14 protein-coding genes are annotated in these 13,166 nt (G+C 74.5%); 11 read left to right on the top strand and 3 right to left on the bottom strand.

Annotated elements, in window-relative coordinates:
* Positions 1-96: 96 nt before the first annotated feature.
* From SM793_RS25245 to SM793_RS25235, 3 genes are all read left to right on the top strand, one after another.
* Positions 97-276, top strand: a complete 180-nt coding sequence (locus SM793_RS25245) for an antitoxin (protein ID WP_320440584.1) — start codon at positions 97-99, stop codon at positions 274-276.
* Between the two features lie 260 nt (positions 277-536).
* The gene (locus SM793_RS25240; RefSeq protein WP_320440583.1) at positions 537-1,022 is read left to right on the top strand and encodes a cation:proton antiporter regulatory subunit; all 486 of its coding nucleotides are present in this window, start codon (positions 537-539) and stop codon (positions 1,020-1,022) included.
* A 7-nt stretch (positions 1,023-1,029) separates the two neighbouring features.
* On the top strand, positions 1,030-2,385 hold the full coding sequence (locus SM793_RS25235) for a cation:proton antiporter (protein ID WP_320440582.1): 1,356 nt from the start codon (positions 1,030-1,032) through the stop codon (positions 2,383-2,385).
* A gap of 75 nt (positions 2,386-2,460) precedes the next feature.
* Here SM793_RS25235 and SM793_RS25230 read toward each other — a convergent pair whose 3' ends face one another.
* Positions 2,461-2,655 carry a hypothetical protein gene (locus tag SM793_RS25230; RefSeq protein WP_320440581.1) on the bottom strand — a complete coding sequence of 65 codons (195 nt, stop codon included), beginning with the start codon at positions 2,653-2,655 and terminating at the stop codon, positions 2,461-2,463.
* Between the two features lie 74 nt (positions 2,656-2,729).
* On the opposite strand from SM793_RS25230, the gene SM793_RS25225 reads away from it, so the two are divergent.
* Both SM793_RS25225 and SM793_RS25220 read left to right on the top strand, forming a co-directional pair.
* Complete coding sequence (locus SM793_RS25225) at positions 2,730-3,407, top strand: TetR/AcrR family transcriptional regulator (RefSeq protein ID WP_320440580.1); 678 nt, start codon at positions 2,730-2,732, stop codon at positions 3,405-3,407.
* Positions 3,404-4,909 (top strand): MFS transporter, encoded by a 1,506-nt coding sequence (locus SM793_RS25220; RefSeq protein WP_320440579.1) that lies wholly within the window; start codon positions 3,404-3,406, stop codon positions 4,907-4,909. The genes SM793_RS25225 and SM793_RS25220 overlap by 4 nt, the downstream gene beginning before the upstream one ends.
* Positions 4,910-4,920: 11 nt before the next feature.
* Here the strand turns inward: SM793_RS25220 and SM793_RS25215 are convergent, their stop codons facing one another.
* Positions 4,921-5,781: an alpha/beta hydrolase gene (locus SM793_RS25215; protein WP_320440597.1), complete on the bottom strand. Its 861-nt coding sequence runs from the start codon at positions 5,779-5,781 to the stop codon at positions 4,921-4,923.
* 260 nt (positions 5,782-6,041) lie between these two features.
* Positions 6,042-7,424 carry an MATE family efflux transporter gene (locus SM793_RS25210; protein ID WP_320440578.1) on the bottom strand — a complete coding sequence of 461 codons (1,383 nt, stop codon included), beginning with the start codon at positions 7,422-7,424 and terminating at the stop codon, positions 6,042-6,044.
* Between the two features lie 195 nt (positions 7,425-7,619).
* Here SM793_RS25210 and SM793_RS25205 point away from each other — a divergent pair, with 195 nt between their 5' ends.
* The 6 genes from SM793_RS25205 (at position 7,620) to SM793_RS25180 (ending at position 13,155) form a co-directional block, all read left to right on the top strand.
* Positions 7,620-8,162 carry a PadR family transcriptional regulator gene (locus tag SM793_RS25205; protein ID WP_320440577.1) on the top strand — a complete coding sequence of 181 codons (543 nt, stop codon included), beginning with the start codon at positions 7,620-7,622 and terminating at the stop codon, positions 8,160-8,162.
* A 167-nt stretch (positions 8,163-8,329) separates the two neighbouring features.
* Complete coding sequence (locus SM793_RS25200; protein ID WP_413816030.1) at positions 8,330-9,247, top strand: class I SAM-dependent methyltransferase; 918 nt, start codon at positions 8,330-8,332, stop codon at positions 9,245-9,247.
* A 171-nt stretch (positions 9,248-9,418) separates the two neighbouring features.
* Positions 9,419-10,531, top strand: coding sequence for an acyltransferase domain-containing protein (locus SM793_RS25195; RefSeq protein WP_320440576.1), 1,113 nt, complete (start codon positions 9,419-9,421; stop codon positions 10,529-10,531).
* A gap of 190 nt (positions 10,532-10,721) precedes the next feature.
* A complete protein-coding gene (locus SM793_RS25190; RefSeq protein WP_320440575.1) occupies positions 10,722-11,612 on the top strand; it encodes an isocitrate lyase/PEP mutase family protein in 891 nt (296 codons plus the stop codon).
* Entirely contained in the window at positions 11,609-11,944 is a 336-nt protein-coding gene (locus SM793_RS25185; RefSeq protein ID WP_320440574.1) for a hypothetical protein, read from the top strand. The genes SM793_RS25190 and SM793_RS25185 overlap by 4 nt, the downstream gene beginning before the upstream one ends.
* On the top strand, positions 11,941-13,155 hold the full coding sequence (locus SM793_RS25180; protein ID WP_320440573.1) for a bile acid:sodium symporter family protein: 1,215 nt from the start codon (positions 11,941-11,943) through the stop codon (positions 13,153-13,155). The genes SM793_RS25185 and SM793_RS25180 overlap by 4 nt, the downstream gene beginning before the upstream one ends.
* Positions 13,156-13,166: the final 11 nt, after the last annotated feature.

Here is a 13,166-nt window from a genome sequence, read left to right as displayed (position 1 = left end):
TTGCCAACCCCGGCGCGAAACCTGACCGGATGCGGCCACGCCGGTCTGCGGCGATGCTGGAGGAGGTGGGGCCGTCTCTTCCGGGAGTGTGACCAGATGTCCATGTTGGATAAGCTGAAGGGCCTGCTCAAGGGCCATGAGGACCAGGCCGAGAGGGGTGTGGACAAAGCCGGCGACCTGGCCGACGAGCGGACGCAGGGCAAGTACAGCGGCCACGTCGACACGGCGCAGGACAAGATCAAGGACCAGCTGCGGGACGACCGGCCGCCGCAGTAGACCCACGGCGTCGGACCCCCCGAGCTCCAGAACCGCGGACCGTCACGCAGTCACCTGGTCCGTAGCAGGCCCGTGCGCGCGCCCTCCGGCGCCCGCACGGGCCTGGCCACATTTTCGGACTTTACATACTCATTACTATTGATCCGGTTGCGCGTTCGCGTCCCGTACGCGGTCAGGCGCCGGTGTTCCCCTGCCCCGGCGCGCCCGTGTCCGCGCCCGCGCACCACCGAGGGAACCCCCCTGACGAGAGGACAGCCGCCGTGTCGATCGCCCGTGTCCGGACCACTCCGCTGCCCGGTGTCGGCGTCCAGTACGACCTCACCACCCGAGAACAGCGGCACCTGTCGGTGATCGCCCACCGCGACGGCTCACGCAGCCTCAACGTCTACCGCTCCGACGACCCCGACGCCTGCTCACAGGCCTTCCGGCTGACCGCCGAGGAGTCCGCCGCCCTGGTCGACGCCCTGACCCCGACCCACCACAGCCCGGCCCTGCTGCACACCACCGACCTCGGCCTGGTCGCCGAGCGGCTCCCGGTCGACGGCACCTCGCACTGGAACGGGCGACTGCTCGGCGAGACCCGGATGCGCACCGAGACCGGCGCCTCGATCGTCGCCGTACTGCGGCGCACCGGCGCCGTCCCCTCGCCCCCGCCGGACTTCCGGCTGGCCGGCGGGGACACGCTCATCGTGATCGGCACCCGCGAGGGTGTGGACGCGGCGGCGGCGATCCTGGAGCGGGGGTGATCGGGGGGTGCACACCGCCACCGTCTTCATCGAGCTCGGCTCGGTCATCCTCGTCCTCGGCCTGCTCGGCCGGATCGCCGGCCGGTACGGCTTCTCGCCGATCCCGCTCTACCTCCTCGGCGGCCTCGCCTTCGGCACCGGCGGGCTGCTGCCGCTGAGCGCCAGCGAGGAGTTCGTGGCGACCGGCGCCGAGATCGGCGTCGTCCTGCTGCTGCTGATGCTGGGTCTGGAGTACACCGCAGCCGACCTGGTCACCAACCTGAAAGCCCAGTACCCGGCCGGCGCGGTCGACTTCCTGCTCAACGCGACACCCGGCGCGGTCGCCGCGCTGCTGCTCGGCTGGGGCCCGGTGGCGGCCGTGGTGCTGGCGGGCGTCACCTGGATCTCCTCCTCGGGCGTCATCGCCAAGGTGCTCGGCGACCTCGGACGGCTGGGCAACCGGGAGACCCCGGTGATCCTCAGCATCCTGGTGCTGGAGGACCTCTCGATGGCGGTCTACCTGCCGATCCTCACCGCCCTCCTGGCCGGGGCCGGACTGGTCGCCGGCTCGATCACCCTCGCCATCGCGCTCGCCACGGCGGGAGCGGTGCTGTTCGTCGCGCTCCGCTACGGCCGGCTGATCTCCCGTTTCGTCTCGCACGACGACCCGGAGAAGCTGCTGCTGGTGGTGCTGGGGCTGACGCTGCTGGTCGCCGGCATCGCGCAGCAGCTCCAGGTGTCGGCGGCGGTCGGCGCGTTCCTGGTCGGCATCGCGCTCTCCGGGGAGGCCGCCGAGGGTGCGCACACCCTGCTGAGCCCGCTGCGCGACCTCTTCGCGGCGGTGTTCTTCGTGTTCTTCGGCCTCAGCACCGATCCGACCAGCATCCCGCCGGTCCTGCTGCCGGCACTGCTGCTGGCCGCCGTCACCGCCGTCACCAAGGTGGCGACCGGCTACTGGGCGGCCCGGCGGGCGGGGATCGCCACCCGTGGACGGTGGCGGGCCGGCGGGGCGCTGGTGTCCCGGGGCGAGTTCTCGATCGTCATCGCCGGGCTGGCCGTGACGGCCGGCATCGAGCCCGGGCTCGGGCCGCTGGCCACGGCGTACGTGCTGATCCTGGTGGTCACCGGGCCACTGGCCGCCCGGTACACCCAGCCCGCCGTCGAGCGGCTGGGCGCGGTGGTCGCGCGGCGGCGGCGCGCCTGGGCGCCGGAGGCGCGGGCGGGCGGGACTGCGGGCGGGGCTGCGGCCGGGCCCGGAGCAGTGTTGCCTGCGAAGGCCGCGGGTGCGGAACCGGCGGGGGCGGAACCGGTGGAGGACTCCCCGGACACCGAGGTGGCGCTGGAACCGGGCCCCGGTCAGGCTCTGGACGGGTTGTCACGCTGACCCGGGGACGCCCGGCGTCCGCATGCCGGTGCCCCGGCGGCCACGGCACCACTGGCTCCCCCGCCCCCGGGCGGCTCACCTCCTCGGGTGATCCGCCCGGGGGTTCTCGTTGTCCGCCTCGTTCTCGTCCTCACCCGCGTCCGCGTCCGCGTCCGCGTCCGCGCCGCTGCCGCAGTGCTCACAGGGGCCGGGGCCCGACCGTTCGCGCACCCGTCCGCAGTCCTCGCACACCCGGTCCAGCCAGCAGGCCGGCTCGCCGCCCTCGTCCATGCCGCGATTGTGCCTCCGGCCCGGACGGGAGCGCGAGTAGACAGTGTCTACTCGATCTTGATAGACAGATCCCCATGACCGAACAGGACAAGGCCGTCGGCCTGCGTGCCCGCCTGGTCGCGGCCGGAGTGGAACTGCTCGCGCTCGAGGGCGTCCACGCCCTCACCCTGCGCGAGATCGCCCGCCAGGCCGGGGTCTCGCACGGCGCCCCGCGCAGGTACTTCGCCACCCACGCCGAACTGCTCGCCGCCATCGCCGGGCACGGCTTCCACGAGCTGGCCACCACGCTGGGCCTCGACGCACCGGGCCCCGCCGCTCCGTCCCCCATCTCTGCCCCCACTTCTGCCTCTGCCTCTGCCTCTGCGGCCCGGGCCCGGCTCGACGAACTCGCCTGCGGCTACCTCGCCTTCGCGGCCGAGCGGCCGGGCATGTTCGAGCTGATGTTCCGGCACGACGTGCTGGAGGGCAGCGGCGCGGAGCTGCGCCGCACCTCCCTCCCCCTCTTCGAGGCCGTCACCCGCCTGGTCGCCGCGATCCGGCCGCCCGGCGGGGGCAGGAATGGGGACGGGGAGAGCGACGGGGCCGGGGACGGGCCGCCGCCCACCGTGGTGGCGGCGGCGCTCTGGGCCAATCTGCACGGCCTCGCCCAACTCCGCGCCTGGGGCAGTCTCCGCCTCGCCACCGGCGGCGACAGCGTCGAACCGGTCCTCCGCGCCACCCTCGACGCCCACCTCGGCCGGGATGCCGGGTGACGCCCGCCCGCGCCCGGCGCCTCACCCTCGTCGGCAGCGTCCTCGGTGCCGCCGTCGTCGCCCTCGACGGCACGGTGCTCACCGTCGCCCAACCCAGCCTCCGCCGCGACCTGAACACCTCCCTCGCCGCCGTGCAGTGGACCAGCACCGCCTATCTGGTCACCGTGGCCGCCCTGCTCGTGTTCGCCGGCCGGCTCGGTGACCGGTTCGGCCACCGCCGGGTCTTCGCGATCGGCGCGATCGGCTTCGGCGCCACCTCCGCGGGCATCGGCCTCGCCCCCGGCATCGGCTGGATGATCGGCCTGCGCGTCCTCCAGGGCGTGGCGGGCGCACTGCTCCAGCCCGCCACCCTCGGGCTGCTCCGGGCCGTCTACCCGGCCGAACTGCTGGCCCGGCCGATCGCCTGGCGCACCAGCGCGATCGGACTCTCGGCCGCCGCCGGACCCCTGGTCGGCGGAGCCCTGACCGCCCAACTGGGCTGGCGGTCGGTCTTCTTCCTCACGGTCGTCCCCGCGGCGGTCGCCGGGGTCTCGGCGCTGCTGGTCCGACTGCCCCCGTCGGCCGAGGAGACCGGCGCCGAGAGGGCCGACGGTGCGGTGGCCGGCACCAAGGGAACCGGCGCCGAGGTGGCCGGCGGCGCGGGCACCGCCGCGCCGACGCCTGGTGCCGGGCTGGACCTGCCGGGCGCCGTGCTGCTGGGCGGCGCGCTGGCCGCGCTGGTGTTCACGCTGGCCGGAGTGCCCGAGCACGGCCCGTCCCCGGCGGTCTGGCTCGGGCTGGCGACCGCGACGGCGCTCGGCACGGCCTTCCTCCGCCACGAACGGCGGACCCGGCACCCGTTGCTGCCGCCCGCCGTCCTCCGGGCACCGACGGTGGCCCCCGCGCTGGGCGTCCTGCTCACCGCCTCGGCGGCCCTGTTCGGCACGCTGTTCCTCGTCACCTACTTCCTCCAGGACGTACTGACCCTCGACCCGCTCGCCTGTGCGGTCCGGGCACTGCCGCTCGCGCTGGCGATGGTGGTGGCCGCTCCCGCCTCGGCGGCCCTGAGCCGACGTCACGGCCCGCGCCGGACGGTGGTGGCGGGGATGTCCTCGCTCACCCTGGGAACCCTCGTGGCCTCGGGGTTCCGGCCGGACACCCCGGTGCTCATGACGAGCGCGGCGTTCCTGCTGCTGGGCGCCGGTTTCGGGGCGGTGATGGCCACCGCGACGACGGCGGTCGTCCGCGCCGCGCCACTCGGGGCAGCCGGCGTCGCAGGCGGGCTCCAGCAGACCGCGATGAACATCGGCCCCGCCCTGGGCGTGGCCGCCGCGACCACCCTTGCCGCCGGCCGCCCACCGGCCGAAGCCCTCACCCCGGCGCTGATCACCCTGGCCGCCGCAGGCGCCACCGGCATACTCCTCGCCACCCGCCTCCCGCCTCCCGACGGCCCATCGACCCGCCGCACCCGCACCCGGCCCCGAACCCGCACCCGCACCCGCACCCGCACTCCGGGACACTGAGCGTTGAAGCCCTATGCGCCCACGGCGGCCCGCACGAATCGCCGCAGGTGCGCACGCACTTCGTCGGGCCGCTCCAGCCAAGGCTCGTGCCCCGCACCCTCGATCCGGGTCAGTGGAAGAGCCAGCCGGATCGCGAGCGACTCAAGTGCCGACACGGGGCGGGGATCGTCGACTCCACCGAGGAGCTCCGCCCGCACGGGCAGCCGTGCGCGCAGTTCGGCCAGGTGCCCGTCGAGCGGGTCGGCGCGTCCCTCCGTACCGAGGTCGGCGTTCATGGACCAGTTGACCGGTCGACGCCGCCGGGCTTCCTCGGCCGCCCAGCGCCACCCGCGTCCGGGATCGGAGTGGTCGGTGAACCATGCCAAGGTGAGCAGCTCGACCTCCTGCTCCTCCGTGCGCCGCGGCAACTCCTCCAACTCCTGGAGCCGCTGCTGCTGGACCGCCGACATCCGGCGACCGCGTTCCGCTCGCTCCTCGGTCCGCCAGTCCCCGACGAACGGCCCGCACATCAGCAGCACGGCGCGCACCCGGTCGGAGTGCCGCAGACAGAACCGGCTCGCCAGGCCGGTGCCGTAGGAGTGGCCGATCAGCACGGCCTCGGACAGCTCCCACGCGTCGAGGAGTTCGGCGAGATCCTCGACATGCCGGGCGAGCGAATGGCGGCCCCGCCACGCGGATCGGCCCGTGCCGCGCTGGTCGTACCGGTACACGGGCGCGAGGTCCGCGACCATGGGGGCGATACGGCCCAGATAGTCCGGCAGCCCGGGGCCACCGTGGAGCAGGACAACGGCCGGCCGCCGAGTCGTGTCCCCCAGTGCCTTCCAATGCACCTGCGCCTCGTCGGTCATCGACACGAGGCCCTGCGTCTCCATCAGAGTCACCGCCAGGAGGTTGCCGGCGTCGCTGATGCTCCGCCAAGGTCGGTCGTCGGTTCAGGTCGTCGATTCTGGATGCGTCGGTTCAGGATGTCGGTTCAGAACGTGCCCCGACGGGCGCGAAATGGCCGGAGCAGGGCGGCCACCAGGGCGGCGGTGGGGCCTCCGGGCCCGGCGGCGGCGCCCGCCCCAGGGCGCCGGGTACAGCTCAACTCCATAGCGCACGCTCCGGACTTCGGAATTCGATCGTACGCAGCTTAAGCAGGCGCGTTCCGCTCGATCAACCGAATTTCTGACGCCTCCTCAGGCTCTCTCCCACCCGGTCCGTCCCCGGTGGCCCCGGCCCGACGGCGGGACACCGGGAGCAGGAGCAGGGCGAGTTGGACCAGCGCGCCGATCGTCATACCGGCCCACAGGCCGCGGACGCCGAACGGGCCCGACAGAGCCGCGCCGGAGGCGAGCTGGGCGGTGAGACCGAGCAGCACCGCGACCACCGGCCGCCGTCCCCCGCCGGCTACCTGCCGCACTCCGCCGAGGGCGACCACCAGCGCGTAGGGCAGCAGGTAGAGGCCGGCCATCCGGAGGAAGCCGACGGCCTCCCCGGCCACCGCCGGGTCGTCGGTGAACAGCGCGGTCACCGGTCGCGCGCCCGCCACGCAGAGCAGGGCCGCGCCCGCACCGAGCGCCCCGGCCAGCCTGGCGGTGTCACGGGCGAGGGAGCGGACGACTGCGGCGGGGTCGACACCGGCCCGCCGGGCCTCGCCGGTCAACCGGGCCGCCTCGATGGCGGCGGCCTGCCGGACGGCGTAGAAGGCCATGGTGACGATCAGCAGGACGCGGTAGCCCACCCCGTACCCGGCCACCGCCGACACTCCGAAGGCCGCGACCAGTCCGAGCTGGACGGTCCCGACGCCCATCCGGGCGGTGAAGTCCAGGCCGAACGGCGCGCCGGTCACGGCGATCGCGCGCCCCTCCGCGAGCATCCCGCCCGCCGGGGCCGGCAGCCGATGGCGGCGGCGGAGCAGGGCGGTGGCGGCGAGGGCGACCGTGCGGGAGGCGGTCAGCGCCAGCGCGGCGCCGGTCACGCCGAGCGCCGGGAACGGGCCGGGCCCGAGGATCAGCAGCGGGTCCAGGACGAGCAGCAGGGCATTGCCGAGCAGGGCCGTCCGCAGCGGTGTCCGGGTGTCGCCGACGCCCTTGAACAGCTCGTCGGCGATCCGCTGGGCGAAGAACAGGGCGAAGGCCGGGAACGCCACGGTGAACCAGTCGCCGGCGAGCGCGGCGGCCTCGCCGTCCAGGAAGGCGGCGGCGATCCGCTCCCGGGCCAGGAAGCCGGGGACGGCGATCAGGAGGCTGCCGAGCGCGCAGAGCCGCCACGCGGCCCGGGCGACGCGCCCGGCCCCGGCCCGGTCCCCGGCGCCGTGGGCGTGCGCGAGCCGCACGGTGGTGCCGGACGCGACCACCAGGACCAGGCCGAGCAGCAGGTTCTCCACGGTGCCGGCCAGGGTGACGGCGGCCACCGCCGGTGCGCCCAGCCCGGCCACCCAGTAGGCGCCGACGACCGAGGCGACCACCCCCGAGAGCAGTTCCCCGTAGACCGGTCCCGCCAGTGCCACGAGCCGTGGCAGGTGCCCCCGCATGCTTCCTCCGCTGTCCCCGTCGATCCTCGGTCCCGATGACCTCGAATAGAGATACATCGAATCGATGCACATCGACAAGAGGTATCGTGGCGCCGTCACGGAACGCGCGGCCACGGGCTGCCGACCGCCGGTCCGGACCACCACCGCGACGGCGCCAAGCCGCCGGAACACCACGACGACGGAGGGCCCCCGACCGTGCTGACGCTCGCGATCCTCGGCTTCCTGTACGACGAGCCGCTGCACGGCTACCAGTTGAAGGCCCTGATCACCGGCCTGACCGGCCATGTCCGGCCGGTCAGCGACGGCGCGCTCTACCCCGCGATCACCCGGCTGGAGAAGGCCGGACTGCTGCTGCGACGCACCGAGCCGGGCGCCGGGGCCGCCCCCCGGCAGGTCCTGGAGCTGACCGCCGAGGGGCGCGCCGAGCTGGAACGGCGGCTGGCCGAGCCGACGGAGGTCGAGATCTCCGACCAGATCCGCTTCTTCACCGTCGCCACCTTCCTGGACCGCCTGGCCGACCCGGCCCGGCAGGCCGCCGTTCTCGGGCGGCGGCTCGCCTTCCTGGAGGCACCGAGCAGCTTCTTCTACGACTCCGAGGGGCTCCCGGTCACCGCCGAGCGGGAACCCAATCCGTTCCGGCGCGGCATCCTGCTGGTCGCCCGGGCCTCCGGCGCGGCGGAGCGGGCCTGGCTGGCCGAGACGATCGCCGAACTGCAGCGCGGTCTGCCGAACCCCTGATCGGGCCACCGGACGCGTCGTTCCCCGAGGGGATCCCGTCGGCGCGACGCGTGGCTATGATGACCGCCACCCCGCGGCCGGTCCGTCCGGAACCCCGGCGCCGCCGCGAGTGGCAAGGTCACGGGCCGGTCCCCGACCCGCGCCGTCCGCACCCGAGGGAGACCGCCGTGCCCAGTGCCGACACCGCCGACGCCACGGACACCGCCCACACCGCCGGCGCCGTCCGGTCCACGACCGGCCCCGGCCCGGGCGCACCCCGGCCCGCCGCGCGCCGGGAGGACATCCCCGGCTGGTTCTTCCGGCTGGACCAGGAGGCGTTCGGGCACCTCCTCACCGCCCAGAGCGCGGCCGGCACCACCGGCGACATCCTCGAACTGGGCAGCTACCTGGGGCGCAGCGCCGTCCTGCTCGGCGACCACCTGCGGCCGGGCGAGCGCCTGACGGTCTGCGACCTGTTCGACTCGGAGGCGGGCGACGACGACAACGCCGCCGAGATGACGATGTCCTACCGGGCCTCGCTCACCAGGAGCGGCTTCGAGGCGAACTACCTCGCGTTCCATCCGGAGCTGCCGACCATCGTGCAGGCGCCGACCTCGGTGCTGGCCGACGGCCGGGTCCCGGACGGCAGCTGCCGCTTCGTCCACATCGACGCCTCCCACCTCTACGAGCACGTGGCCGGGGACATCGAGGTGACGCGGCGGGCGCTGTCCGGGAACGGTCTGGTGGTGCTGGACGACTACCGCTCGGAGCACACGCCCGGGGTGTCGGCGGCGGTCTGGCAGGCGGTGTTCACCGGCGGGCTGCGGCCGGTGCTGCTGACGCCGATGAAGTTCTACGGGACGTGGGGCGATCCGGAGCCGGTCCGGCGGGCACTGCTGGCGCGCGACTGGCGGGCGGAGGGGTTCACGGTGGACGAGGACACCATCGCCGGCGCGCCGGTGCTGCGGCTCAACAACGCGGTCCGCCCGGCGGCCCCGCGCTCGGGCGCGCGCCGGCTGCTGCTCGACCTGCTGCCGCCGGTCGCCACCCGGTCGGTCCGGCGGGTGCTGGGCGCGTTGAGGACGTGGCGGAGGCCGGGGGCGTAGCGGGCGCAGCGGCGCAGCCGCCCGGACGGCGGGCGCGGCGCGGCCGGGCCGTACGGTCTGAACGCGCGGCCTGACTGCGCGGCCTGACTGCGTGGCCGGGCCGCCGGTAGGGTCGCCCGGTCGGGTCCGTCGGCCGGGCGGGCCGGACGCCGCACCGTGGAGGGCTCCGAAGTGCCGTCGAGAACGCCCGATCTGCCGCAGCCATCGCAGCCGCCGCACCCGCCGCACGTCACCGAGTCCGCCGGTCCCGCTCGGCCCGCTCGACTCCCGCCGCCCCCCGAACTCCGGCAGCCCCTGCAACTCCCGCAGCTCCCGCAGCTTCCGTCGGACGAGGACCTGGTCGAGGCACTGCTGGGGCTCGCGGTGCCGTTCGAGGAGGTGAACGGCCTGCTGGCGGCCCGGACCCGGCTGGCCCGCGACCGGGGGCTGCGGACCTTCTTCGAGGAGATGCTGCGCACGCAGGCCGAGGCGGTGGGAACGCTCGGACAGCCGGCCGGGCTTGACCGTGACTGGGCCGCCGGAACGGCCGGCGGCGAGGGCCTCGGCACCCTGCTGTTCGTCGCGCTGGCGCCGCTCGCCCGGGCGTACCACCGGGCGCTCGGCATACCGGCGGAGGTGACCGGGTCGACGCTGGCCGACCTCGGCCGACAGCTCGCGGTCAGCCGATGGCGCGGACGCTCCGGACTGGGCAACGCGCGCTGGCTGACGCTGCACTTCCGGGGCGAGCTGTTCCAGCTCGGCCGCCTCCAGTTCCAGCGCGCCCGGCCCATCGGCGCGGACGCCTCGGCGGCCCGGGCCGGTGGCGCCGACGAGTGGAGCCTGCACCTGCACATCCCCGACCACTGCGGGCCGCTCTCCCCCGCGGCCTGCGACCGCGCGCTGGACCGGGCCCGGGCGTTCTTCCCCCGGCACTTCCCCGGGGAGCCGTACCGGAGCTGCCACATCTTCTCCTGGCTGCTCGACCCGCAGCTCGCCGACCGGCTGCCGGCGGAGTCGAACATCGTCCGGTTCCAGCGGCGGTTCTCCCTACTGGAGCGGCCGGACCGGCCGTCGGTGCCCGAGGACACCAATCCGCTGAAATTCGTCTTCGGCGACATCGAGCGGCCGCTGGAGTCTCTCCCCCGCGACACCGCCGTCCAGCGCGCGCTGATCGACCATCTGCGGGCGGGCGGCCACTGGTACGTGCGGGCCGGCCGGCTGCCGCTCCGGCCCGTCGTCCCGGCCGCTGTCCCGGCCACCGCCCCGACCGCCGGGGAGGCCGTCGGACAGGAGCCGGATCGATGAATTGAGATCCGATGGAATGACAATTCCGATAAGTCGGACCGGACTCACTCGAACGAGGGAACATCCATTAAAGATTTGCCCACGGAACATTAAAGCCCGCATAGTGATGATGCCTCGGTTGGCCATAGGAATGGCCAACTTTCGGCAAAGCCCCGTGCGTGTCGCGCACGGATCCCCGACAGGCGAGGAGATGGCGTTGCGTCACGAGAACCTTCACGACGGCTACGGGCAGCGGCTGCGCGAGCGAATCGCCGCCCCGGGTACGGCGCCGCTCATCGGCGTCTACGACATGTACTCCGCCTCCATCGCGGCCGAGCACTACGACGGCATGTTCGTCTCCGGCTTCGGCTTCGCGGCCTCCTACTACGGGCTGCCCGACATCGGCTTCATCGCCTGGCCGGACATCGTCGCCTTCGTCGAGCGGCTGCGCGGCGCCTTCCCCCGGCACCACCTGCTGGTCGACATCGACGACGGCTACGTCGATCCCGAGGTGGCCTGCCACGTGGTGCGGCGGCTGGAGCGGATCGGCGCCTCGGGCGTCATCCTGGAGGACCAGAAGCGGCCGCGCCGCTGCGGCCACGCCGACGGCAAGCAGGTCCTCCCCCTCGACGAGTACCTGGAGAAGCTGGAGCAGGTCCTCGCGGCCCGCACCGATCTGGTCGTGGTCGCCCGCACGGACGCCACCGAGGAGGCCGACATCCTGCGCCGGGCCGAGGCCCTCGCCGCCACGGAGGCGGACGTGGTGCTGGTCGACGGCGTGCGCAGCGAGGAGTGGATCCGGAGGATCCGCCGGGTGGTGGGCGACAAGCCGCTGCTGTTCAACCAGATCGCCGGCGGCAAGTCGCCCCGGCTGTCGCTCTCCGAGCTGGGCACGCTCGGGGTGGACGTGGCCATCTACAGCACCCCGTGCCTGTTCGCCGCCCACCAGGCGATGGACGAGGCACTCGCCGGTCTCAAGGTCGCCGACGGCCGGCTGCCGGCCGAGGCCGGGGGGAGCCAGCCGATCGGCGTACGCGAGTCGACCGAGCTGCTGGAGCGGAACATCGCCCGCGTCCGGACTCGTGAGGAGGTGGGCGTGTGACGCTCCGGGTTCCCGGTCCGGCCGTGCCGGCCCTGGTGTGGGTGTCGCGCCGGGGCCGCCACCGGGTGCTGGCCGTCGGGCTGGCGCTGGCGGCCTGGGCCCTGCTCGGCTGCGCCGTCCCGGGGGTGGCCGTCGGGGCGCGCAGCCTCCTCACCGTGATCGACAACTCGGGGGCGGACTCGATCGTCGAGATCGACCGGACGGCCGATCTCCTGTTCGGGCACGGGTCCGCCGGCAGCGACCACGACGGCCCGACCTCGGTGGTGCCCGGCCTGCTGGGCCTCACCGGAAGCAGCGCCGCGCTCCCGGCAGCGGAGGAGGACGAGGAATGACCACGGTCGGTCAGCACCGGGCGCCGCCCCCGCCGGAGGCACAGCGCCCTCCGTCCGGCAGCGGTGAACGGCGGCGGCCGTGGTGGCGGGCGCTCGACCCCTACGTGGCCGCGCTGGCCGGAGCGGTGGCCCTGGCCGCGCTCCTCCCCGCCTCCGGGCGGGCGGCGCACGGGGCGGAGCTGGCCTGCGAGTTCGCGGTGGGGCTGCTCTTCTTCCTGTACGGAGCACGGCTGTCCACCCGGGAGACGGTCGCCGGGTTGCGGCACCTGCGGCTGCACGGGCTGGTCCTGGCCTGCACCTTCGTCCTGTTCCCCGTACTCGGACTCGCCGTGACGGTGGTGGCCCCCGTCGCGGGCACCGGACCGCTGCGGACCGGCGTGCTGTTCCTCTGCCTGGTGCCGTCCACCGTCCAGTCCTCGGTGGCGCTGACCGGCGTCGCCCGGGGGAACGTCCCGGCCGCGATCTGCGCCGGCACCTACTCCAGCCTGGCGGGTCTGCTGCTGACGCCGCTCCTCGCGGCCTGGCTGCTGGGAGCGGGCGCGGCCCTCTCGGCCGACGGACTGCTGCGGATCTGCGCCCAGTTGCTCGCACCGTTCGTGGCGGGGCAGCTGCTGCGCCCCTGGATCGGCGGCTTCCTGGCCCGCCATCGCCGGGCGCTCGCCCCGGTCGACCGGGGATCGATCCTGCTGGTCGTGTACACCGCGTTCAGCGGCGCGGTCGAGCAGGGCGTGTGGGCCACCGTCACACCGATCGCGCTGCTCGGGCTGCTGGCGGTCCTGCTGTTCCTGCTGGCGGCCACACTCGCCACCGCCCGGCTCGGCGCGCGGTTGCTGGGCCTGGATCGCGCCTCCGGAATCGCGGCGGTGCTCTGCGGCTCACAGAAGAGCCTGGCCGGCGGGCTGCCGATGGCGACCGTCCTCTTCGGTCCCCAGGCGGGGCTGCTGGTACTGCCGCTGATGATGTACCACCAGTTGCAGCTCGTGGCCGGCGCGCTCCTGGCCGGGCGCTGGTCCAGGAGGGTGGACGGCATCCCGGGCGGGGCGGCGGGCGGCCCCGGGCCCCCGTCGGACGGACAGGGGCCCGGGTGCGGTGGCGCAGGATCAGCGGACGCCCAGGCGGAGCGCCACGTGCCAGGCGGGGTTGGACTCGAACGGGTGGTGGAGCGCCGATCCGGACCGTCCCGGTGGGACCGGACAAGACCGCCCCAGTGACCCGGAGGCCG

Source organism: Kitasatospora purpeofusca, from assembly GCF_034043715.1.
In the GTDB taxonomy this organism is placed as follows: domain Bacteria; phylum Actinomycetota; class Actinomycetes; order Streptomycetales; family Streptomycetaceae; genus Kitasatospora; species Kitasatospora purpeofusca_A.
This window is presented reverse-complemented; position numbering and strand designations above follow the sequence as displayed.

What these genes read in the sequence shown, in the direction of transcription:
- SM793_RS25245 (WP_320440584.1), top strand. Translation starts at nt 97, where the DNA reads ATGTCCATGTTGGATAAGCTGAAGGGCCTGCTCAAGGGCCATGAGGAC.
- SM793_RS25230 (WP_320440581.1), bottom strand. Translation starts at nt 2,655, where the DNA reads ATGGACGAGGGCGGCGAGCCGGCCTGCTGGCTGGACCGGGTGTGCGAG.
- SM793_RS25225 (WP_320440580.1), top strand. Translation starts at nt 2,730, where the DNA reads ATGACCGAACAGGACAAGGCCGTCGGCCTGCGTGCCCGCCTGGTCGCG.
- SM793_RS25215 (WP_320440597.1), bottom strand. Translation starts at nt 5,781, where the DNA reads ATGGAGACGCAGGGCCTCGTGTCGATGACCGACGAGGCGCAGGTGCAT.
- SM793_RS25210 (WP_320440578.1), bottom strand. Translation starts at nt 7,424, where the DNA reads ATGCGGGGGCACCTGCCACGGCTCGTGGCACTGGCGGGACCGGTCTAC.
- SM793_RS25190 (WP_320440575.1), top strand. Translation starts at nt 10,722, where the DNA reads ATGGCGTTGCGTCACGAGAACCTTCACGACGGCTACGGGCAGCGGCTG.
- SM793_RS25180 (WP_320440573.1), top strand. Translation starts at nt 11,941, where the DNA reads ATGACCACGGTCGGTCAGCACCGGGCGCCGCCCCCGCCGGAGGCACAG.